Here is a 21,159-nt window from a genome sequence, read left to right as displayed (position 1 = left end):
TCGGGTTGTTCAACCATACCGCATTGCACAATTCCTTCGCTTGGTCACAATGCAGGCATGGTTCGAACCGCACTCGCCGTCCTGGTGATCGACGAAAACCGCATCCGCGCCGCGATCATCGAGGCGGGGTTGCGCGAGGCCGGCCATGAGCGGGTCACCGTCATCCATGATGTGACCGGCATTGCGCGGCGGATCGCCGAGATCGAGCCCGATGTCATCGTCATCGATCTCGAAAACCCGAATCGCGACATGCTGGAAAACATGTTCCAGCTTTCGCGTGCCGTAAAACGGCCGATCGCCATGTTCGTCGACCGCTCGGACCAGGCCTCGATCGAGGCGGCGGTCGATGCCGGCGTTTCGGCCTATGTCGTCGACGGTCTGCGGCAAGAGCGCGTCAAACCCATTCTCGACATGGCGGTCAGCCGCTTCAACGCTTTTTCGCGCATGGCGCGCGAACTGGAAGAGGTTCGCGGCGAGCTCGAGAGCCGTAAGGTGATCGATCGTGCCAAGGGCATATTGATGAAGTCGCGCGGCCTCTCCGAAGAGGCCGCCTACACGCTGCTGCGCAAGACGGCGATGAACCAGAACCGCAAGATCGGCGACATCGCCCAGAGCCTGGTGACTGCCGCCGGGTTGCTGGGACCGGCGGAGGACGAATGAGCATGGACGCCGCGCACCAGATCACCGCTGGCTTCATGCCGCTTTTCGACAGCGCCGTGCTGGTCGCGGCCGGTGAGCTTGGCTTTGCCGCACGGGAAGGCATCGACCTGACCCTGCACCGCGAGACGTCCTGGGCTAACATCCGCGACCGTATCGCCATCGGTCACTTCCATCTGGCGCATATGCTGGGACCGATGCCGCTCGCCTGCAATCTCGGGCTGACGCCGCTCGCTTCGGAAACCATCGTGCCGTTCTCGCTCGGACTCGGAGGCAATTGCGTCACCGTCTCCAACACTGTGTGGGCCGGAATGGTGGCGCACAGCGCCGAAGCCGATCTCGACCCCGCGCGCGCCGGTGCGGCGCTGCGGGCGCTCATTCGCGAGCGCGCTGCGGCCGGTGGCGACCCGCTGCGCTTCGCCGTGGTGCATCCGCATTCCGGGCACAACTACGAATTGCGCTATTGGCTCGCCGCCTGCGGCATCGATCCGACGCGCGAAATCGAGATCGTCATCGTGCCGCCGCCCTTCATGGCCGATGCACTGGCCGCCGGCCGCATCGACGGCTACTGCGTAGGCGAACCCTGGAACAGTGCTGCGGTTGCCGCCGGCACCGGGCATATCGTCACCGTCAAGGCGCGGATATGGCGTAACAGCCCGGAGAAGGTGATCGGCGTGCGCAAGGCCTGGGCAGACGAAAACCCCGAGGCCTTGGCGGCGCTGCTGCGCGCGCTGCATCACTCGGCACGCTGGTGCCAGGATCCGGCCAACCATGGCGAATTGGCTGCCGTCATGGCGCAGGCCGGCTTTCTCGGCCTGCCGCCGGCCGTGCAGATGCCGATCCTGACCGGCCATCTCCGACTGGGCGGCGGCGCGGAGTGGAGCATCGACGACTTCTTCCTCCCCTTCGACAAGGCGGCGAACTTTCCGTGGAAGAGCCATGCGCTGTGGTTCTACACGCAGATGGTGCGCTGGGGGCACGTGGCGCACACGCCGGAAAACCTTGCCATCGCCCGCAACTGCTACCGGCCCGACCTCTACCGTTCGGCTCTGAAGCCGCTTGGCGTGGCGCTTCCCGGCGCCAATTCGAAAGTCGAGGGTGCGCTCCAAGTCGCTACCGCGGTCGGCGCGACAGGCGCCGGCCTTGTGCTCGGTCCGGACGGTTTCTTCGACGCCCAGATCTTCGATCCGGACGAGGTCGACGCGTACATTGCCGGCCAGAAATCGGCTCGCGCGGAAGCCTGATCATTTCCGCGTCATTCTTGTGCATTGCACAAAAATTGTGCGCGCGATTGCCCGAATGAGCAATCTTTGACCTTCCGGCCATAGGACCCGGCGCGTCCGCGATCGGCGCGGGTTACTGATTTAATTGATCTTTTTCGCCTCTCTCAAAACTGGCACGGTTCCTGCTTTGAAATAGACAGGCCCTTCGCGGGTCACGGAACAGGCGCCCAATGGCGGGCGCCACAGGCAAAGCTGCCGCTCAGGTTAATGCGCGCTCCCGGTCACCCGGACGCGAAGACCTGGCTGGCGGCTTTTTTGTTTTGATCAACACGCAATCGACGACGCGGATCCCAAGCCGCGCCCAACCGGAGACGACGATGACGAAACGGATCAGGACTGGAACGACCCTCAAAGACATGACGCGCCGTGATTTTCTTGTCAGCAGTGCAATGACGGCGGGGCTGTTCGTGGCGGCCCGCAAGCTCTTCCCTTCCGGCGCCTATGCCGCGACCGCCACTCCGGAGGTCACCGGCGCCAAGCTCGGCTTCATTGCCCTCACCGATGCGGCACCGCTGATGATCGCGAAGGAGAAGGGGCTGTTCGCCAAGTTCGGCATGCCCGATGTCGAGGTGCTCAAGCAGGCCTCCTGGGGCGCGACGCGCGACAATCTGATGCTCGGCGGCGCCGCCAACGGCATCGACGGCGCCCATATTCTGACGCCGCTGCCTTACCTTATGCACACCGGCAAGGTGACGCAGAACAACCAGCCGATGCCGATGGCGATCGTGGCGCGGCTCAACTACGACTGCCAAGGCATTTCGGTCGCCCAGGAATATGCCGGCACCGGCGTCGGCCTCGATGCCTCGAAGCTGAAAGACGCCTTCGCCGCCAAGAAAGCGGCTGGCAAGGAAATCAAGGCCGCCATGACCTTCCCGGGCGGCACGCATGATTTGTGGCTGCGCTACTGGCTGGCAGCCGGTGGCATCGACCCCGACAAGGATGTCTCGACCATCGTCGTGCCGCCGCCGCAGATGGTGGCCAACATGAAGGTCGGCAACATGGACGTGTTCTGCGTCGGCGAGCCGTGGAACGAGCAGCTCGTCCATCAGGGCGTCGGCTTCACCGCCGCCACGACGGGCGAATTGTGGAAGGGTCATCCGGAAAAGGCGCTCGGCCTGCGCGCCGAATTCATCGAGAAATATCCGAACGCAACCAAGGCGATCCTGATGGCCGTCATGGAAGCCCAGCAATGGTGCGAGGCCGCTGAGAACAAGGACGAGATGGCCGCCATCATCGGCAAGCGGCAATGGATGAACGTGCCAGTCGCCGACATCATCGGCCGGCTCAAGGGCGACATTAACTACGGCAATGGCCGCGTCGCCAACGGCAGCGATCTCTACATGAAGTTCTGGAAGGGCGGCGTCTCCTATCCGTTCAAGAGCCACGATGCGTGGTTCCTTGCCGAGAACATCCGCTGGGGCAAGTTCGCGCCGACCACCGACATCAAGGCGCTGGTCGATCAGGTCAACCGCGAGGATCTGTGGCGCGAAGCGGCCAAGGATCTCGGCGTCGCGGCGGCCGACGTTCCGGCGTCGTCGTCGCGCGGCGTCGAGACCTTCTTCGATGGCAAGATCTTCGACCCGGCCAACCCGTCCGCCTATCTCGACAGCCTGAAGATCAAGGCCGCGGCGTAGCCCAACCGCAAGCGGCGTCCTGCGCCGCTTGCGATCACTACCTGCCCCCAAGGAGTTTTTCCCAGACATGTCGATCCAGACTATCGAGGACACAAAGGTGAAGGCGTTCCCCGCGAAGCCGGCGGAGGTCATCGCCTTCACCGCAAAGGCACGACGCCGCTTCGATCCGCTGGCGATTGCCGGCAAACTGGCGAGCGCGCTGGTGCCGCCCATCATCGTCATCGCGCTGATGCTGGTCGTCTGGCAGATCGCCTGTTCGTCGCCGACATCAAGCCTGCCGCCGCCGACCCAGGTGTGGAACGAGGCCTACGATTTGATCGCGCATCCGTTCTTCGAGAATGGCCCGCAGGATATCGGTCTGGCATGGCGCGTGCTGATCTCGCTGCAGCGTGTTGCCATCGGCTTCGGCCTGGCGGCGGTCGTCGGCGTCGCGCTCGGCGCGCTGGTCGGCCAGTCGATCTGGGCGATGCGCGGCCTCGACCCGGTGTTCCAGATCCTGCGCACGGTGCCGCCGCTGGCCTGGCTGCCGCTGTCGCTGGCGGCGTTCCGCGATTCCAGCCCATCGGCGATCTTCGTCATCTTCATCACGTCGATCTGGCCAATCATCATCAACACCGCGGTCGGCGTGCGCAACATTCCCGAGGACTACCGCAACGTGTCGCGCATCCTGCGGCTCAACCAGTTCGAGTTCTTCGTGAAGATCATGGTGCCGGCCGCCGCGCCCTACATCTTCACCGGCCTGAGGATCGGCATCGGCCTGTCCTGGCTCGCCATCGTCGCCGCCGAAATGCTGACCGGCGGCGTCGGCATCGGCTTCTTCATCTGGGACGCGTGGAACTCGTCGCGGCTGCCCGACATCATCGTGGCGCTCGCCTATATCGGCGTCACCGGCTTCTGCCTCGATCGTCTGGTCGCGGCGGTCGGCGCCTTCGTCACCCGCGGCACAACGGCAAAGTGAGGAGAGGGCGATGACGGCCTATCTGAAGCTCGACCATATCGACAAATCCTTCACGCGTGGTGCCCAGGTCAGCGAGGTGTTGAAGGACATCAGGCTGACCATCGACAAGGGCGAATTCGTCTCCATCATCGGCCATTCCGGCTGTGGCAAGTCGACCTTGCTCAATCTGATCGCCGGGCTGACCAAGGTGTCCGCCGGCGCCGTGCTGCTCGAGGACAAGGAGGTCGACAGCCCCGGTCCCGAACGCGCCGTGGTGTTCCAGAACCATTCGCTGCTGCCGTGGCTGACCGTCTACGAAAACATCAATCTGGCGGTGTCGAAGGTCTTCGGTCGTTCGAAGAGCAAGGCCGAGCGGCATGACTGGATCATGCGCAATCTCGACCTCGTGCAGATGGCGCATGCCAAGGACAAGCGTCCGGCCGAGATATCGGGCGGCATGAAGCAGCGCGTCGGCATCGCCCGGGCGCTGGCCATGGAACCGAAGATCCTGCTGCTCGACGAGCCGTTCGGCGCACTCGATGCGCTGACGCGCGCCCATCTGCAGGACGCGGTGATGGACATCCATTCCAGGCTCGGCTCGACGACGATCATGATCACCCATGATGTCGACGAGGCGGTGCTGCTTTCCGACCGCATCGTCATGATGACCAATGGCCCGGCGGCAACCATCGGCGAAGTGCTTGCCGTGCCGCTGGCGCGGCCGCGCCGGCGCGTCGAACTCTCTTCCGACCGGACCTTCCTGCGCTGCCGCGAGGCGGTGCTGAAGTTCCTCTACGAACGCCACCGCTTCGTCGAAGCCGCGGAGTAGCACCATGAGCGAAAGACTTGTCATCATCGGCAATGGCATGGCCCCCGGGCGCATGCTCGAGCACCTGCTGGAACAGGCGCCGGGCCGCTACACCGTCACCATCTTCAACGCCGAGCCGCGCGTCAACTACGATCGCATCATGCTGTCGCCGGTGCTGTCGGGCGAGAAAGCCTATGAGGAGATCATCATCCACGGCGACGGCTGGTACATCGCCAACAACATCACCCTCTACAAGGGCCACAAGATCGTCGCCATCGATCGGTCAGCGAAGACCGTCACGTCCGATCATGGCGTGACCGAGCCCTATGACAAGCTCGTCATCGCCACCGGCTCGGTACCGTTCATCATCCCGGTGCCGGGCCATGACCTGCCGGGCGTGCTGACCTATCGCGATCTCGACGACGTACAGGCGATGATGCTTGCCGCCCAGTCGCGGGCCAAAGCCGTGGTCATCGGCGGCGGGCTGCTCGGACTGGAGGCCGCGGCCGGGCTGAATGCGCAAGGCATGGACGTCACCGTGCTGCATGTCATGCCGACCTTGATGGAGCGCCAGCTCGATCCGGCCGCCGGTTATCTGCTGCAGCGTGCGGTGGAGCAGCGCGGCATCAAGGTCATCACCAAGGCCAACACGCAGGCCATCACCGGTAACGGCAAGGTCGGGCAGGTGGAGCTTGCTGACGGCACCATTATCCCAGCAACGCTTGTGGTGATGGCCGTTGGCATCAGGCCGAATTCGGCGCTGGCCAAACAGGCCGGCATCGCCGTCAACAGGGGCATCGTCGTCGACGCCGGCATGCGCAGCAACGATCCCGACATCTACGCGCTCGGCGAATGCGCCGAGGTCAACGGCCAGGTCTATGGCCTCGTCGCACCGCTCTACGAGATGGCGCGCGTTACAGCCAGCCAGTTGGCCGGCAACCAGGCGGCGGCCTTCGTCCATATGGACACGCCGACCAAGCTCAAGGTCACCGGCATCGAGCTGTTCTCGCTCGGCGACTTCGCCGAGGGCGAGGATCGCCAGGAGATCGTGCTGCGCGACGCCGCCGCCGGCGTCTACAAGCGCCTGGTGCTGAAGGATGACCGCATCATCGGCACCGTGCTCTATGGCGAGACGGCTGACGGCGCCTGGTTCAACGACCTCAAGAAGAAGCAGACCGACATTTCCGAAATGCGCGACACGCTCATCTTCGGCCAGTCCTACCAGGGGGGTGCCCCGCTGGACCCTATGGCGGCCGTTGCAGCCTTGCCGGATGATGCGGAAATCTGCGGCTGCAACGGCGTTTGCAAGGGAAAGATCACCGGCGCGATCACGGCCAAGGGCCTGACCTCGCTCGACGACGTGCGTGCCCACACCAAGGCCTCGGCCTCCTGCGGCTCCTGCACCGGGCTGGTCGAGAAGCTCATGGTGCTGACCATCGGCGACAAATACAATCCGGCGGCGGTGCAGCCGATGTGCGGCTGCACGACGCTTGGTCATGACGAGGTGCGCCGGCTGATCATCGCCAAGCGCCTGAAGACCATTCCCGCCGTCATGCAGGAACTGGAATGGACGACCTCTTGCGGCTGCGCCAAATGCCGGCCGGCGCTGAACTACTATCTCGTCTGCGACTGGCCGGACGACTACGCCGACGACTACCAGTCGCGCTTCATCAACGAGCGCGTCCACGCCAACATCCAGAAGGACGGCACCTATTCGGTGGTGCCGCGCATGTGGGGCGGAGTGACCAACGCCGCCGAACTGCGCGCCATTGCCGACGTCGTCGACAAGTTCGAAATCCCGATGGTCAAGGTCACCGGCGGCCAGCGCATCGATATGCTCGGCATCCGCAAGGAGGACCTGCCGGCGGTGTGGGCCGATCTCGGCCAAGCCGGCTTCGTTTCCGGCCATGCCTATGCCAAGGGCCTGCGCACGGTGAAGACCTGCGTCGGCTCGGACTGGTGCCGCTTCGGCACGCAGGATTCGACGGGATTTGGCGTCCGCATCGAAAAATTCATGTGGGGCTCGTGGACGCCGGCCAAGGTCAAGATGGCGGTGTCGGGCTGTCCGCGCAACTGCGCCGAAGCGACCTGCAAGGATGTTGGCGTCATCTGCGTCGACTCCGGCTACGAAATCCATTTTGCCGGGGCGGCCGGCCTCGACATCAAGGGCACCGAGGTGCTCGGCCTGGTCAAGACCGAGGATGAGGCGCTGGAGCATATCGTGGCGCTGACGCAGATGTATCGCGAGCAGGGCCGCTATCTCGAGCGCATCTACAAATGGGCCAAGCGCATCGGCATCCCCGAGATCAAGCGCCAGATCATGGACGATGGCGACAAGCGCAAGGCCTATTATGAGCGCTTCGTCTTCAGCCAGAAATTCGCCCAGGTCGACCCGTGGTCGGAACGCGTTTCCGGCAAGGACAAGCACGAATTCCGGCCGATGGCCTCGGTCGGGTTTGCGCAGGCGGCGGAGTGATGGAGATGAACTGGGTATCAATCGGCTCCATCTCGGACATCCCCCGCCGCGGAGCGCGCTGCGTCGCAACGCCCGAGGGGAAAATCGCGGTCTTCCGCACCGCCGACGATCAGGTCTATGCCATCGACGACCATTGCCCGCACAAGGGTGGGCCACTCAGCCAGGGCATCGTGCACGGGACGTCGGTGACCTGTCCCTTGCACAATTGGGTGATTTCGCTGGAGACGGGCAAGGCGCTCGGCGCCGACGAGGGCGCGGTGCGCACCATTCCGGTGCGGGTCGAAGGCGAGCATCTGTTCATTGCGCTGGAAGCGCTGGCCAGCCGCGCGGCCTGAACCCATGGAGATCGACGAAGCGCGCGAGGTGAGGACCACCTGCCCCTATTGCGGGGTGGGCTGCGGCGTGCTGGCGAAGGCCACCGCGGACGGGCAGGTGTCCGTCCGCGGCGACCCCGACCACCCGGCCAATTTCGGCCGGCTCTGCTCCAAGGGCTCGGCACTCGCCGAGACCATCGACCTCGACGGCAGGCTGCTGCATCCGGAGGTCCACGGCCGCCGCGCCGGCTGGGACGAGGCGCTCGACCTTGTCGCCTCGACCTTCTCGCAAACCATCGCCGAGCATGGCCCGGATGCGGTCGCCTTCTATGTTTCGGGCCAGTTGCTGACCGAGGACTATTACGTCGCCAACAAGCTGATGAAGGGTTTTGTCGGCTCGGCCAACATCGACACCAATTCGCGCCTGTGCATGGCCTCCTCGGTCGCCGGCCACCGCCGCGCTTTCGGCTCCGACACCGTGCCGGGAACCTATGAGGATCTGGAATTGGCCGACCTGATCGTGCTGGTCGGCTCCAATCTCGCCTGGTGCCATCCGGTGCTCTACCATCGCATCGCGGCTGCCCGGGAAAAGCGGCCGGAGATGAAGATCGTCCTGGTCGATCCGCGGCGCACCATGACCGCTGACATCGCCGACATGCATCTGGCGATCGCGCCGGATGGCGACGTCGCTTTGTTCACCGGGCTGCTCGCTTATCTCGGCCAGCACAATGCGCTCGACCGCGCCTACATCACGACGCACACGACCGGCTTCGGGCAAGCGCTTTTCGCGGCCTCCGCGCTCGACCTGGCCGGCGTCGCTGCCGCCACGGGCCTGAGCGAGGACGAGCTTGGCCGTTTCTACAGCCTGTTTGCGGCAACGGCGAAAACGGTGACGGTTTACAGCCAGGGTGTGAACCAGTCGTCATCCGGCACCGACAAGGTCAACGCCATCATCAACTGCCATCTCGCCACCGGCCGCATCGGCAAACCCGGAGCAGGGCCGTTTTCGGTGACCGGCCAGCCCAACGCCATGGGCGGCCGCGAGGTCGGCGGCATGGCCAACATGCTCGCCGCGCATATGGAAATCGAAAACCCCGACCATCGCGACCGCGTGCAGCGCTTCTGGAACGCGCCGGCCATTGCCGGAAAGCCCGGCCTGAAGGCAGTCGAGATGTTCCAGGCGCTGGCCGACGGGCGGATCAAGGCGCTGTGGATCATGGCCACCAACCCGGTCGATTCGATGCCGGACGCCGATGCCGTCGAGGCGGCGATCAAGGCGTGCCCGTTCGTGGTGGTGTCGGACGTGCTGGCCCAGACCGACACCGTCCGCCACGCCCATGTCCGGCTGCCCGCCGCCGCCTGGGGCGAGAAGGATGGCACCGTCACCAATTCAGAGCGCCGTGTGTCGCGCCAGCGCGCGTTTTTGCCCGTGCCCGGCGAGGCAAGGCCCGACTGGCGGATTGTCGCTGAGGTCGGCAAGCGGATGGGGTTTGGCGAGGCGTTTTCCTATGCGACGCCAGGGGAGGTGTTTGCCGAGCATGCCGCGCTGTCAGGATTCGAGAATGATGGCGCGCGGGATTTCGATATTGGTGCTTATGCCGGGGTTGATGCGGAGGAGTATGAGGCGCTGGAGCCGTTCCAATGGCCGGCGCCGAGCCCAGCCACCCCCCTCTGGCCTGCCGGCCATCTCCCCCGCAAGGGGGGAGATCGGCTGCCACCACGGCCTTCGCCAATTACAAACAATGCAGGAGATATGCGAGCATCAAAGCTGCCAATCTCCCTCCTTGCGGGGGAGATGTCCGGCAGGACAGAGGGGGGTGCTCAAGCTCGACATCAGTCGGACGAGCATCTTCGGGCCGGGCAGAGGCTGGAAGGTAACACCACCCGCTTCTTCGCCGACGGCAATTTCTACACGCCCGACCGCAAAGCGCGCTTCATCGCCATCCGCCCCACCACGGAAGTCCGCACCAGCCCGGACTATCCGCTGATCCTCAATACCGGCCGTATCCGCGACCATTGGCACACCATGACGCGAACCGGCAAAAGCCCGCGTTTGTCGCAGCACATCGCCGAGCCCTTCGTAGAAATCCACCCGGCGGATGCGCAGCGCTTCGGCATCGGCGACGCCGACATCGCGCGGGTTTCCAGCCCGCGCGGCGACGTGCTGGTGCGCGCGCTGGTGACGGCGCGCCAGCGCCAGGGCAGCCTGTTTGCGCCGATGCACTGGACCGATCAGTTTGCGGCAAGGGGCCGGCTCGACACGCTGACCGCGCCGCTGACCGATCCCATTTCCGGCCAGCCGGCGCTGAAACATGTCGCCGCCCGCATCGAGAAATTCGCCGCAAAGGCCTTTGGCTTTGCGGTGACGCGGCGCAGGCCTGAGCCTGATACCGCGGCCTACTGGGCCGTGGCCAAATGCAAGGGCGGCTGGCGGGTCGAGCTTGCCTTTGCCGAAGACGACATCGATTGGGCTGGCTTTGCCGGGTCACTGTTCGGCGTGTCACCGGGTGCGGAAATGCTCGCCTATCATGACCGCGACGCCGGCCAGCATCGCATCGCCGCCTTCGACGGCGATCAACTGTCAGCCGCCTTGTTCGTCGCACCCGGCCCGGTCGCCGTGTCGCGCGGCTGGGCGGCGGAACAGTTGAGTGCCGATCATGTCGACCGGCGCGGCAGGTTGGCGATCGTAGCCGGACGACCGGGCGGGATCGACGTCGACCGCGGCGCCATCGTCTGCTCCTGTTTCGGCGTCGGCGCCAACCAGATCGCGGAAGCGGTGCGCGGCGGCTGCGGCAGCGTTGCGGCGATCGGCACGGCCCTGCATGCCGGCACGAATTGCGGCTCCTGCCGCGCCGAGATCAGGGTCATCATCGACGCGCAGAGTCTTCAAGCAGCCGAGTGATTGCCCCGACCGAAGGGGCCTGCGCGACGGCGCTGGTTGGGCTATGGTGGCGCAAGCGTGCCACGTCGTGCACGAATCGTCTTCAGTCAGGGTCATCCGATGGCAAATCCCCCGCGTCGACCGACAAATCCGATGACGGCCGCCGAGGCGGCTTTCAAGCCGGTGAAGAAGCCGGCCGCGCCGGTTCGTGAGCCCTTCGCCGCTCCAGGCGTCAGGGAGCTTGTTTCGATCCGGATCGATCGCGCCGTGCTGGACCACTTCCAGGAGGATGGGCCGGGCTGGCAGGACCGCATCAACGACGCCTTGCGGCAGGCGATAGAAGGCAAGCCTGTTGTTGCCGAGGATGATCGTTCAGACGACGAGTAGCGGCTGTTCCAGTCAGCTCACGCCTCGAAGTGCAGGATATAGAGCTTGCGCGTCTTCTCGTGGATCGTCCATTCGCCTTTCCAGCCTTTCGGCAGCACCAGCATTTCGCCCGGACCGACGTCCTCGCTGCGGCCATCGGGACCATGCAGCGAGACCCGACCTGACACGATGTGGCAGGTTTCGGAATTGCTCTCGCGCGATGCGGTGAAGCGGCCCGGCGTGCACTCCCAGACGCCGACTTCCAGTGTGCCGTCAGGCGAGGTCCACAGCGTCTTCGCTGCTTCGAGCTGATCGCCGCTGATCGAGGTCGGCTTGGGCTCAGGCTCGCCGAGGTCGATGGAAGCGAGATGGGCGAAGGTCTGGAAGTCGGTCATGGCGGTCTCTCAATGTCCTGTGATGCGGTCGGCGATTGCGGCCAGTTTCGACGTATGCTGGAGGCCGGCTTCCTCGCGCTCGTCGGCGACGCGATAGAGCTGATACATCGAGTGGACGCCGAGCCAGCGCATCGGCTCGGGCTCCCATTTGCTCACCTGGCGGTTGACCCAGGGCAGGCGGGTCAGTTCGGTGTCGCGGCGCAGGATAAGGTCGCGCAGCGTGCGGCCCGAAAGGTTGGAACTTGAGACGCCGAGCCCGACATAGCCGCCTGCCCAGCCGATGCCGGTTTCAAGGTCGAGGCCTGATGTCGTGCACCAGTCGCGCGGCACGCCCAGAACGCCGCACCAGGCGTGGTCGATGCGAAGCCCGGCTGTCTGCGGCAGAAGCCGGGTGAGGATCGCGTGCAGGCTTTCGATCGTGGCCTGCTGCGTCTGGCCGCGCACATCCGTTTGCGAGCCGTAACGATAGGGCACGCCGCGCCCGCCCATGGTGATGCGGCCTTCCCTTGTGCGCTGCGCATAGCAATAGGCGTGCGCGGCGTCGCCGAGAAGCTCATGGCCCTCCCAGCCGATCTCGTCCCATAGCGATTGCGGCAGCGGCTCGGTGATGATCTGCGCGCTGTTGAGCGGCAGCCAGAGCCGCTCATTGCCTGATATGCCGGCCGTGAACCCTTCGGTGGCGCGGATGATGATCGGCGCGCGCACGGTGCCGCGGTTCGTCGTGACCTTGCCCTTCTCGATGCCGGTCACGGTGGTCTGCTCGTAGATCGGCACGCCAAGCCGCTCGACGGCTTCGGAGAGCCCACGCACCAGCTTGGCCGGCTGCACGCGTGCGGTGCCGTGGTGGATATAGCCGCCAAGCACATTTTTGATGTTGATGCGGGCTCTGGCCTCTGCCTGACCGATCAGGCTGACGCGGTCCTGCGGCACGCTCCAGCCGATCGCATCGGCATAGGCGGCCTTGATCCGTTCGAGCTGCGGCGGGTTGGTGGCGACCGTCAGATTGTCGACGCGGCGGATGTCGGCATCGATGCCTTCGGCCTCGGTCACCTCTATCACTTCGTCGACCGTGCCATGCATGGCCGTTTCCATGTCGATGACGGCGCCGCGCGTCGATGTCCGCAGATATTTCTCGCGCGACCAGCTGAAGCCGCCGGACAGCCAGCCGCCATTGCGGCCCGACGCGCCGAAGCCGGCGAACTCCCTTTCGACGATGGCGATGCGGATCGAAGGATCGGCCTTCTTCAGATAGTAAGCTGTCCACAAGCCGGTGTAGCCGGCGCCGACGATGCAGACATCGGCTTCGAGGTCACCCGGGAGCGGCGCGCGATAGGCCGGCAGGCCGATGTCGGCATACCAGAACGAGACGTTGCCGTTGACTTTGGCGTCCATGTCTAAAAATCCTGCGGGGAAAAGAGCGATCAGGTCATCGTCATGTCGGCGCGGTCGTCGTCGGCAAGAAGTTTTGCATCGACGACCGACCAGCGCAGATCGACCGTGTCACCAATCGAGAACGGTGTGGCTTCCAGCGACGAGCGCACGATGGCGACCGAGCCGTCGCGAAGCGTCACCTGGTATTTCGAGCCCGACCCCAGATAGATCGCTTCGCTGACCTCACCGGTGAGGCTGTTCTGCCCGGCGGCGGGTGGCGTGTTGGTGTCGGCGAGCGAAAGCTTTTCCGGCCGCAGCAGGACCACCGGTTTGCGGCCGCCGGGCAGCTTGCCGCCGGCAACGATCTTCTGGCCGGCGATCGTCAGGCTGGTCTGGTTTCCGGACGTCTGGGCATCACCGCGTAAGCTGGTCGACTCGCCGATGAACTTCGCCACGAACAAGGTCGTCGGCTCGTCGTAGAGCTGGCGGCCGGTTCCCACCTGTTCGATGCGTCCCTGGTTGAAGACGGCGATGCGATCGGACAGAACCAGCGCTTCTTCCTGGTCGTGCGTCACATAGACGAAGGTGGTGCCGAGTTCGCGGTGGATACGCTTGATCTCCAGCTGCAGCCATTCGCGCAGCTTCTTGTCGAGCGCGCCGAGCGGTTCGTCCATCAGGAGCAGCGGCGGATCGAAGACGATGGCACGCGCCAGCGCCACGCGCTGTTGCTGGCCGCCGGAGAGCTCTGAGGGATAGCGATGCGCGAAGTCGGCCATCTTGACCATGTCCAGTGCTCGTACGACGAGACGGTCGCGCGCCTGCTTGTCCATGCCGCGCAAGGTGAGGGGATAGGCGACGTTCTTGCCGACCGTCATGTGCGGAAACAGCGCGTAGTGCTGGAACACGACGCCGATGTTGCGCTTGTGCGCCGGCAGGGCGACGATGCTGTTGCCGCCGACGGCAAGATCGCCTGCGGTGAGGTCGGTGAAGCCCGCAACGATGTTGAGCGTGGTCGTCTTGCCCGAGCCGCTGGGCCCCAGCAGCGTCATGAACTCGCCGGGCTCGATATGCAGGCTGACATCGTCGAGCGCGGTGAAATTGCCGTAGCGCTTGGTTGCGCCCTTGATGTCGATGGCCGCGCCACGTTCCCTCGCAGTCATCTCAACTCCTCGTCGATTTCGAGCTGATGATCAGCCCGGCGCTGATGATCAGCGTCGTGGCAATGAAGATGATGGTTCCGACGGCCGTCACCGTCGGGTCGGCGTCGCGGGTGATGCTGGTGAAGATCTGCACCGGCAAGGTCTTGAGGTAGGGGCTGGTGATGAACAGCGCGACGATGATTTCATCGAAGGAGGTGACGAAGGCAAACAAAAGCCCGGACAGGATACCGGGCGCGATCAGCGGCAAGGTCACGGTGCGGAACGTGGTGAAGCGATTGGCGCCGAGGCTTGCCGCCACCGTCTCCAGCCGCACGTCGAAGACTTCGAGGCTTGCCGACACGGCAATGATGACGAAGGGGATTGCCAGCATCGTGTGTGCGATGACGAAGCCGGTGGTGGTGCCGACGAGCTGGTAGTCGAGATAGACGGCATAGATGCCGATCGCCAGCACCACGCCGGGCACGATCATCGGCGTGATCAGGATGGCGCGCAGCAGGCCGGCGCCGGAATGTTTCATGCGGCTGAGGCCGAGCGCCGCCAGCGTGCCGATCAGCGTGGCGGCAACGGCGACGAGGCCTGCGACCCTGAGCGAATTGAAGAAGCTCGACAGCCAGTCGGGATTGGTGAAGAAATTCGCGTACCACTGCCACGAGAAGCCGGACGGCGGGAAGGCAAGCGACTTCTTCTCGTTGAACGACATCGGGATGATGACCAGCGTCGGCATCACCAGCCATACGGCGACCAGCAGGCAGAACAGGCCGAGCAGAATGCGGAACGGTGCCAGTCTCATGATCTGGACGCCTGCTTGTGGCGCTGGCGCATCAGCGGTGCGGCGAGCGCCAGAAGCACGAACGTCGCGACCAGCAGCACGACGCCCATGGCGCCGCCACGGCCCCAGTTGAGCAGGCTAAGCACCTGGCTCTGCACCAGCGTCGACAGCATGGTGCTGCGCGGGCCGCCGAGCAGGGCAGGGGTGATGTAGAAGCCGAGCGACAGGATGAAGACGATGATGGCGCCGGCAAAGACGCCGGGCAGCGACAGCGGCAGATAGATCTGCAGGAAGGCGCGTGCCGGGCGCGCACCGAGGCTGCGCGCCGCTTGCACGAGGCGCAAATCGATGCCGCGCATGACCGAATAGAGCGGCAGGATCATGAACGGCAGCAACACCTGCGCCATGCCGATGACGACGCCGGTCTGCGTGCGGATCAGCTTCACGCCGTCAAAGCCGAGCAGCCTGATCACCGAATTGATGATGCCGGAATCCTGCAGCAGGATGACCCAGGCCAGGGTGCGCACCACGCCGCTGACCCAGAACGGCACCAAAACGCACAGGATGAGGACCAGCCGCAGGCGCGGCCCGACCGCCGTCATGAGATAGGCGTAGGGGTAGGCGGCGATGACGCAGACGATGGTGACCCAGGCGGCGATGGAAAAGGTGCGCCACAGGACGGTGACGTTCACCGGCGTGGAGAAGAACCAGACGTAGTTCTGCAGGCCCCAGGCCGGGTCCGAAAAACTGCGCAGCGTGACGGTCAAAAGCGGATAGCCCATCGCGGCGATGAGCAGAGCCAAGGCCGGCATCGCCAGCAGTGAAGGATAGGCGGCAAGGCGCAGGCGCCGTTGCGGCCCCTGTATGGCAGCCACCGGCCGGGGATTGTCACCCCCGGCCGTCGGCGTATGCGATGTCTGGCTCACGCCGTCACCTCAGTGATAGCCGGCTCAGTTGCCGGCCATCAGCGCCGTCCACTTGTCGGACGCGGCGGCGAAGTTGGCGACCCAGAACTTGATGTTCTGCTGATAGCCGAGCTTGGCGTGGTCCGGCGTGTTGGTCAGGAAGGCGGCGACGGACGCGTCGACCTTTGGCTGTGCCTCGTTGTTGATCGGCGAGTAGGAGGTCTGCTCGGTCAGGATCTCCTGCGACTTCTTGCCGAGATAGGCGTTGATCAGCGCGTAGGAGGCATCAGGGTCCTTGGCGCCGACCGGGATGGTCAGCTGATCCATGACGACCAGCCAGTCCTTCCACACCGGCGTATAGGCAGCGCCATTCTTGACCGCCGTCATGGCGCGGCCAGTCCACATGATGATCATGTCGGCCTCCCCGGATTCGGCAAGCTGCTGGGATTCTGCGCCGGTCTTCCAGAAGATGGTGTCGGGGCCGATCGCCTTGATCTTGGCGATGCCCTTGTCGATATCGGCAGGCGTCATGGCGTCGACCTTGCCGCCGTCGGCCAGGATGGCCTGTTCGATCAGGCCGCCGAGCGGGCTGCCGCTGCCGTCGATGGCGCGGGTGCCGGGGAATTTCGCGGTGTCGAAGAAATCCTTCCAGTCCTTTGGCGGATTGTCCTTGTACGTGTCGTTCTTGTACATCAGGACCATGCCGTAGTTCATCGCCGGCACGCTGCATTCGCCGACCTGTCCGGGCGGGATGTGCGAGATGTCGAGCTTGGTCAGGTCGAGCTTCTGGAACAGTTTTCCGCAATGCACGAAGGGCGGAAAATCGTCAGTGTCGACGACATCCCAGGTCACATTGCCTGATTCGACCTGCGCCTGAAGCTTGGCGATCTCGGTCGGTCCGTCGTTCAAAAGCTTGACGCCGCTCTTGTCGACGAATTCCTTGAGCGCGGCAACCTGGCCGTCCTGGTAGATGCCGCCATAGGAGACGAAGGTCAGCGTCTTGCCCTTCAACGAGCCGTCGACGACGGTTCCGGCCGGCGGCGCGTTCTGCGCGTGAGCGGCGGCTGCGAGCAAGGCCAGTGCGGCGGCACCGACAAATCCGGCCAATCTTGATCTGCTTCCCATTTTCTAACCCTCCGATGGCTCGCTGTTTGATTTTGGCAGGCCGGGCGCGAGCGTTTTCCGGGCTACATATTGATCGAGGTCGACAGCGCCGCTTGTCGGCGGTGCGATGATCCACAGCACTTCGGCCACCGTATCGCCGACATTGATGGTCCGGTGCGGCGTCGAGGTCGAATATTCGATGCTGTCGCCCTCTTCGAGGGTGAAGCTCTCGTCGCCGAGCGTCAGTTGCACGCGTCCGCGCAGCACGAGGAACATCTCGCTCGCGTTGCCGTGCGTGTAGGGCACGTCGCCGGTGGAGCCGCCGACGGCGAACTCGCCGCAATAGACTTCCATCTCGCGGATCGGCCGGCGCGACAGCAGCGTCTTGCGGTAGCCCTCGCTGGTCGGCAGCGCCGGCCGCTCGGCGCGTGTCAGCACCGCATGCGGCGAGACTTCGCATTCGTCGAAAAGATCGGCGAGGCTGATGCCGAGCGCGTTGGCTATCAGCATCAGCGTGCTGGTGTTGGCGCCAGAAAGGCCGCGCTCGAGCTGGCTCAGGAAGCTGGCGGTGGTGCCGATCATGTCGCCGAGCTGGCGCAGCGTCAGGCGCCGCGTGGTGCGATAGGCCTTGATGCGATCGCCCAATACCGTCGAGCGGCGCGCTTCGGCGCTGGTTGCGGCATTGTCATTGAGTGCGTGATCCGCAGCGATTTTCATGGCGATCTCAGGGTTCACTTAACATGCTATTAAGTGAGGCGTCCTGGCAAGTAGATTCGCTTGGTCACCTGAAAATCATCGGTGGACCTGCAGAGGGTGCATGATCGGCAGACCGGCAACGCCGGTTCGGCTCGATCACTGGATCATGAAGCGCGAACTGAACGGCAGGCTTGCCGCGCCGACGGCCTTCGGGCTGATGCTGACCCGCGCGGGCAGCGCTTCGATGCCGGGGAATTCCCGGCTGATGTCGGCGCACAAGGCCTTGGCGATCTTCTGCGGCGCATAGCTGGACAGGACGACCGTCCTGAATTCGACAAACTGGGTCAGTGCGGAGATCGAGGCTTTCAGGCGGTTGGAGCATTCCCCCAGCCATTCGCTGTAGGCCTCGCCGAGGTCCGGCCATTCAGGGCTGCTACTCCAGATGATTTCGGAGGGGCGCCCGCGCATTGTCAGTTCGCTCTCCAGGCGCACAAGGCCATGATCGAAGCTGGCGCTGGAGTTTCCCTTGTAGATCTGGTGGTTGAGGATGAGCCTGCTCTGCAGCCGTGCTCCGAGATAGAAGAACAAATAGTCGTTGAGCGGCTTGGCGACGCCGAACATGCTTTCGCCGCCGGCCGCCGCGGTGATGTCGTTCTGGACGAAAACCGGCAGCTTGCTCTGCTCTTCGATCTCGCCTTGCAGAGCCTTGAGGGAAGTGCTCGATCCGTTACGAATTGCAGCCATCGCGTCGACTTCGTCGGGAACAGCCAGTCCGATGCCGGCAACGCGGCTGCGCGCGTCGACCGGCAGGCTCGTCATGGCTTGCCCGATCGCCCCCAGCAAATCGCTGCTTTGCGGAAACGGATTGGCTTCATCCGCCGGCAACTGCTTGTGGAAGCGCACGGTGCCAATGAAGTCGATGAGCGCGATGTCGATCCTGCGCCGGCTGAAGCCGACGCCAACCGCATAGGCGCCCTCCGGGTTGAGCGAAAGCGGGATGGTGGGCGGACCGACGCGGCCGCGCTGCGCCTCGCCCTGCGAGACCAGGCCTTCCTGCTCAAGCGAGCGGACGATGACCGAGGCCGTTTGCGCCGACAGGCCAGTCTTCTCGCCGATTTCCATCCGCGAAATGCCTTCGTTCTGCAGCAGCAGCGACAGCACCAGCCGCTCATTGTAGCTGCGCACGCTCAACGCATTCAGCCCGCTCGCACGATCGGCGATGCGCAAGGGATTGGGTGGTGCGAATCTCATGTCAGGCAAGGGTCGCCCCGTCGGTAAGAGCGCGTTGCCTGGCGGCGGCATGGTTGCTCATGTCGAGCGGCTCCAGCCGATGGCATCGACCGCGCGGGCGAGTGCGGTGCCCAGCAATCTGTGCGCCTCGGCATCGATGTGAAAGCCGTCCGCCTCGCTGCACGACACCACCGAGCCGGCATCGAAAAAGTGCAGTTCGAGCGAGTCCGCCAGAACCTCGAACTCGAGCGCCAGCAGGCGCGATTTCTCCGGCGCGCCGGCGAAGATGGACTTCCATTCCTTGACGTCGTCCTGCATCGGCGGCGGCGCCACGATCATGATCTCGGGCGTCGAGCCGCCCGGTCCGGGCGCCAGCTCCTTGATGTCGTAGACGAGGCAGCCGATGCCCATCGCCACTTCCGACGGCGGTTTGTTGAAGCGGATCTTGAGGTCGTTGGTGCCGAGCATGATGATGACGAGGTCGAGCGTCGCATGGCTCTGCAGGCAAGGGCGAAGATAGGTTCGGCCGTTCTTGTGGGCGCCCTCGATCGGATCGTCGTGGACGGTGGTCCGGCCGCTCAATCCTTCCTCGATGACATACCAGTCAGGGCCCAGCTGAGAACGCAATATCCCCGGCCAGCGTTCACCCGGACCATAGCGCTCAAGCGGCCCCCTGCCGGGGATCTGGCCGTGCGTGTTGGAGTCGCCGTAGCACAAGACTGATCGCATGTTTTTCCCGCCGGGACTGACAGCGCGCCGAAGCCAGCGAGCGCCATTCATGATGGATAGAGGAGCGATGAAAGGCAAGCAAGAGAATAGTCATTCAACATGACTAACTATTGACAGGCCGAATCCGCTGTGCTTCTAAAGTGCCCGGAGGAGTTCTCAACCGTCACCATCGTCCAGCCCAGGTTGGACCTCGACACGCATGTGTTCGGGGGCGGGAGAATTGCGTGCATCGGTCGGTTTGCGACGACGAGCATGCATTGGGAGAGCGTCTCGCGGCCCGTGCGAATTCGTAAGGCCGGGGCAACCACAAGGAGGAGAATTCAATGTTAGGATTGCTGAAAACCGTCGGTCTGGGAGTGCTCGTCGTATCAGCGCTTGCCGTGTCGTCCCTGGCGCATGCGGAAGATGTCAAGCTGATGGACGGCGTCGCGCCACGCCCCGACGACACGCGCATGACCGCGGCCGGCGCGTTCAAGAAGGACCCGCCCTGGGTCATCGGCATGAGCGACTTCGGCGTCAACGCCAACACCTGGACGGTGCAGGTGGCGCATGAGGCGGAAAATGCCGCGGCCAAGGACAAGCGCATCTCGAAATTCATCCTGCTCGATGCCGGCTTCGACCAGAAGAAACAGGTGGCCGATATCGAGGATCTGATCGCGCAGCATGTCGACGCGATCATCGTTCAGCCGGTGACCAGCACATCGGCGAATGCCAGCATCGCCAAGGCGGTCGCCGCCGGCATCCCCGTCATCCTTCACACCGGCCGCATCGATTCCGATGCCTACACCACCGAGATCCAGGGCGGCGCCGAGCACTTCGGCAAGGTGATGGGCGACTGGCTGGTGAAGACCGTTGGCGACAACGGCAAGATCTGGGTCCTGCGTGGCCTGGCCGGCCATCCGGAAGACACCAACCGCTACAACGGCCTCTTGGAATCGCTCAAGGGCACGCATGTGCAGATCATCGCCGAGGAGCATGGCGACTGGCAGTATGACAAGGCCAAGAAGCTGTGCGAGACGCTCTATTTGAACAATCCGCAGGTCGATGGCATCTGGTCGTCGGGCGCCGACATGACGCGTGCCTGCGTCGATGTCTTCAAGCAGTTCGGCACGCCCGTTCCGCCGATTTCCGGCGAGGGCAACAATGGCTATTTCGGCCAGTGGATCACGGACGGATTCAAGTCGATCTCGCCGGAATACAGCCCCGCTCAGGGTGCGGCCGGCGTGCGCGCCGCTGTCGCTCTGCTCGAGGGTCAACAACTCTACAAGCGCTATGTCTACAACCCCGACGGCTGGGATAAGCACAAGGCCGCCAAATACTACCGCGACGATTTGACGGCCAATGTCTGGTGGCCGAGCGAACTGCCCGAGGACAAGCTCAAGGAATATTACGGCAAGAAGTGACGGCGCCGTGGCTGGTGGGGAGTGGACAAGCATTCCCCGCA

19 protein-coding genes are annotated in these 21,159 nt (G+C 64.3%); 10 read left to right on the top strand and 9 right to left on the bottom strand.

What is annotated here, in order from left to right; all coding sequences use genetic code 11:
* The first annotated feature begins 57 nt into the window (after positions 1 to 57).
* The 9 genes from NKH52_RS19775 (at position 58) to NKH52_RS19735 (ending at position 11,377) form a co-directional block, all read left to right on the top strand.
* Positions 58 to 660: an ANTAR domain-containing response regulator gene (locus NKH52_RS19775; RefSeq protein ID WP_013530455.1), complete on the top strand. Its 603-nt coding sequence runs from the start codon at positions 58 to 60 to the stop codon at positions 658 to 660.
* Between the two features lie 2 nt (positions 661 to 662).
* Entirely contained in the window at positions 663 to 1,901 is a 1,239-nt protein-coding gene (locus NKH52_RS19770; RefSeq protein WP_352732906.1) for a CmpA/NrtA family ABC transporter substrate-binding protein, read from the top strand.
* A gap of 356 nt (positions 1,902 to 2,257) precedes the next feature.
* Positions 2,258 to 3,574, top strand: coding sequence for a CmpA/NrtA family ABC transporter substrate-binding protein (locus NKH52_RS19765; RefSeq protein WP_352732834.1), 1,317 nt, complete (start codon positions 2,258 to 2,260; stop codon positions 3,572 to 3,574).
* A gap of 67 nt (positions 3,575 to 3,641) precedes the next feature.
* Positions 3,642 to 4,532 (top strand): nitrate ABC transporter permease, encoded by an 891-nt coding sequence (gene ntrB / locus NKH52_RS19760; protein ID WP_352732831.1) that lies wholly within the window; start codon positions 3,642 to 3,644, stop codon positions 4,530 to 4,532.
* A gap of 10 nt (positions 4,533 to 4,542) precedes the next feature.
* Positions 4,543 to 5,340 (top strand): ABC transporter ATP-binding protein, encoded by a 798-nt coding sequence (locus NKH52_RS19755; RefSeq protein WP_352551524.1) that lies wholly within the window; start codon positions 4,543 to 4,545, stop codon positions 5,338 to 5,340.
* A gap of 4 nt (positions 5,341 to 5,344) precedes the next feature.
* Entirely contained in the window at positions 5,345 to 7,795 is a 2,451-nt protein-coding gene (gene nirB, locus NKH52_RS19750) for a nitrite reductase large subunit NirB (protein WP_352732829.1), read from the top strand.
* Positions 7,796 to 7,800: 5 nt separating this feature from the next.
* Positions 7,801 to 8,130: a nitrite reductase small subunit NirD gene (gene nirD, locus NKH52_RS19745; protein ID WP_127294761.1), complete on the top strand. Its 330-nt coding sequence runs from the start codon at positions 7,801 to 7,803 to the stop codon at positions 8,128 to 8,130.
* Positions 8,131 to 8,134: 4 nt separating this feature from the next.
* Positions 8,135 to 11,011, top strand: a complete 2,877-nt coding sequence (locus NKH52_RS19740) for a nitrate reductase (protein ID WP_352732825.1) — start codon at positions 8,135 to 8,137, stop codon at positions 11,009 to 11,011.
* Between the two features lie 99 nt (positions 11,012 to 11,110).
* Positions 11,111 to 11,377: a BrnA antitoxin family protein gene (locus NKH52_RS19735; protein ID WP_352732822.1), complete on the top strand. Its 267-nt coding sequence runs from the start codon at positions 11,111 to 11,113 to the stop codon at positions 11,375 to 11,377.
* 17 nt (positions 11,378 to 11,394) lie between these two features.
* On the opposite strand, the gene NKH52_RS19730 is transcribed toward NKH52_RS19735, so the two are convergent.
* The 9 genes from NKH52_RS19730 to NKH52_RS19690 all read right to left on the bottom strand — a co-directional run bounded on the left by NKH52_RS19730 (position 11,395) and on the right by NKH52_RS19690 (position 19,715).
* The gene (locus NKH52_RS19730) at positions 11,395 to 11,751 is read right to left on the bottom strand and encodes a cupin domain-containing protein (RefSeq protein WP_023809412.1); all 357 of its coding nucleotides are present in this window, start codon (positions 11,749 to 11,751) and stop codon (positions 11,395 to 11,397) included.
* Positions 11,752 to 11,760: 9 nt separating this feature from the next.
* Positions 11,761 to 13,143 (bottom strand): NAD(P)/FAD-dependent oxidoreductase, encoded by a 1,383-nt coding sequence (locus tag NKH52_RS19725; protein ID WP_352732819.1) that lies wholly within the window; start codon positions 13,141 to 13,143, stop codon positions 11,761 to 11,763.
* Positions 13,144 to 13,172: 29 nt separating this feature from the next.
* Positions 13,173 to 14,282, bottom strand: a complete 1,110-nt coding sequence (locus tag NKH52_RS19720; protein WP_352732816.1) for an ABC transporter ATP-binding protein — start codon at positions 14,280 to 14,282, stop codon at positions 13,173 to 13,175.
* A gap of 1 nt (position 14,283) precedes the next feature.
* On the bottom strand, positions 14,284 to 15,072 hold the full coding sequence (locus NKH52_RS19715; protein WP_352732813.1) for an ABC transporter permease: 789 nt from the start codon (positions 15,070 to 15,072) through the stop codon (positions 14,284 to 14,286).
* The gene (locus NKH52_RS19710; RefSeq protein ID WP_352732810.1) at positions 15,069 to 15,977 is read right to left on the bottom strand and encodes an ABC transporter permease; all 909 of its coding nucleotides are present in this window, start codon (positions 15,975 to 15,977) and stop codon (positions 15,069 to 15,071) included. The genes NKH52_RS19715 and NKH52_RS19710 overlap by 4 nt, the downstream gene beginning before the upstream one ends.
* A 24-nt stretch (positions 15,978 to 16,001) precedes the next feature.
* Complete coding sequence (locus NKH52_RS19705) at positions 16,002 to 17,081, bottom strand: extracellular solute-binding protein (RefSeq protein WP_292458686.1); 1,080 nt, start codon at positions 17,079 to 17,081, stop codon at positions 16,002 to 16,004.
* 3 nt (positions 17,082 to 17,084) lie between these two features.
* Positions 17,085 to 17,777, bottom strand: coding sequence for a helix-turn-helix domain-containing protein (locus NKH52_RS19700; RefSeq protein WP_352732807.1), 693 nt, complete (start codon positions 17,775 to 17,777; stop codon positions 17,085 to 17,087).
* 135 nt (positions 17,778 to 17,912) lie between these two features.
* The gene (locus tag NKH52_RS19695; RefSeq protein WP_352732804.1) at positions 17,913 to 19,007 is read right to left on the bottom strand and encodes an ROK family transcriptional regulator; all 1,095 of its coding nucleotides are present in this window, start codon (positions 19,005 to 19,007) and stop codon (positions 17,913 to 17,915) included.
* A gap of 57 nt (positions 19,008 to 19,064) precedes the next feature.
* Positions 19,065 to 19,715, bottom strand: coding sequence for an SGNH/GDSL hydrolase family protein (locus NKH52_RS19690; RefSeq protein ID WP_023809404.1), 651 nt, complete (start codon positions 19,713 to 19,715; stop codon positions 19,065 to 19,067).
* A gap of 323 nt (positions 19,716 to 20,038) precedes the next feature.
* On the opposite strand from NKH52_RS19690, the gene NKH52_RS19685 reads away from it, so the two are divergent.
* Entirely contained in the window at positions 20,039 to 21,118 is a 1,080-nt protein-coding gene (locus NKH52_RS19685; protein WP_127294775.1) for a substrate-binding domain-containing protein, read from the top strand.
* Positions 21,119 to 21,159 lie beyond the last annotated feature (41 nt).

The sequence above is a fragment of the Mesorhizobium sp. M1066 genome, assembly GCF_040318635.1.
GTDB lineage: Bacteria > Pseudomonadota > Alphaproteobacteria > Rhizobiales > Rhizobiaceae > Mesorhizobium.
This window is presented reverse-complemented; position numbering and strand designations above follow the sequence as displayed.

Excerpts from the sequence above, each read along its gene's own strand:
- nirD (WP_127294761.1), top strand. The coding sequence starts at position 7,801 with ATGAACTGGGTATCAATCGGCTCCATCTCGGACATCCCCCGCCGCGGA.
- ntrB (WP_352732831.1), top strand. The coding sequence starts at position 3,642 with ATGTCGATCCAGACTATCGAGGACACAAAGGTGAAGGCGTTCCCCGCG.
- NKH52_RS19765 (WP_352732834.1), top strand. The coding sequence starts at position 2,258 with ATGACGAAACGGATCAGGACTGGAACGACCCTCAAAGACATGACGCGC.
- NKH52_RS19740 (WP_352732825.1), top strand. The coding sequence starts at position 8,135 with ATGGAGATCGACGAAGCGCGCGAGGTGAGGACCACCTGCCCCTATTGC.
- NKH52_RS19695 (WP_352732804.1), bottom strand. The coding sequence starts at position 19,007 with ATGAGATTCGCACCACCCAATCCCTTGCGCATCGCCGATCGTGCGAGC.
- NKH52_RS19735 (WP_352732822.1), top strand. The coding sequence starts at position 11,111 with ATGGCAAATCCCCCGCGTCGACCGACAAATCCGATGACGGCCGCCGAG.
- NKH52_RS19705 (WP_292458686.1), bottom strand. The coding sequence starts at position 17,081 with ATGGGAAGCAGATCAAGATTGGCCGGATTTGTCGGTGCCGCCGCACTG.
- NKH52_RS19770 (WP_352732906.1), top strand. The coding sequence starts at position 663 with ATGGACGCCGCGCACCAGATCACCGCTGGCTTCATGCCGCTTTTCGAC.
- NKH52_RS19725 (WP_352732819.1), bottom strand. The coding sequence starts at position 13,143 with ATGGACGCCAAAGTCAACGGCAACGTCTCGTTCTGGTATGCCGACATC.
- NKH52_RS19775 (WP_013530455.1), top strand. The coding sequence starts at position 58 with ATGGTTCGAACCGCACTCGCCGTCCTGGTGATCGACGAAAACCGCATC.
- NKH52_RS19755 (WP_352551524.1), top strand. The coding sequence starts at position 4,543 with ATGACGGCCTATCTGAAGCTCGACCATATCGACAAATCCTTCACGCGT.
- NKH52_RS19685 (WP_127294775.1), top strand. The coding sequence starts at position 20,039 with ATGTTAGGATTGCTGAAAACCGTCGGTCTGGGAGTGCTCGTCGTATCA.
- NKH52_RS19700 (WP_352732807.1), bottom strand. The coding sequence starts at position 17,777 with ATGAAAATCGCTGCGGATCACGCACTCAATGACAATGCCGCAACCAGC.
- NKH52_RS19690 (WP_023809404.1), bottom strand. The coding sequence starts at position 19,715 with ATGCGATCAGTCTTGTGCTACGGCGACTCCAACACGCACGGCCAGATC.
- NKH52_RS19720 (WP_352732816.1), bottom strand. The coding sequence starts at position 14,282 with ATGACTGCGAGGGAACGTGGCGCGGCCATCGACATCAAGGGCGCAACC.
- NKH52_RS19730 (WP_023809412.1), bottom strand. The coding sequence starts at position 11,751 with ATGACCGACTTCCAGACCTTCGCCCATCTCGCTTCCATCGACCTCGGC.
- NKH52_RS19715 (WP_352732813.1), bottom strand. The coding sequence starts at position 15,072 with ATGAGACTGGCACCGTTCCGCATTCTGCTCGGCCTGTTCTGCCTGCTG.
- nirB (WP_352732829.1), top strand. The coding sequence starts at position 5,345 with ATGAGCGAAAGACTTGTCATCATCGGCAATGGCATGGCCCCCGGGCGC.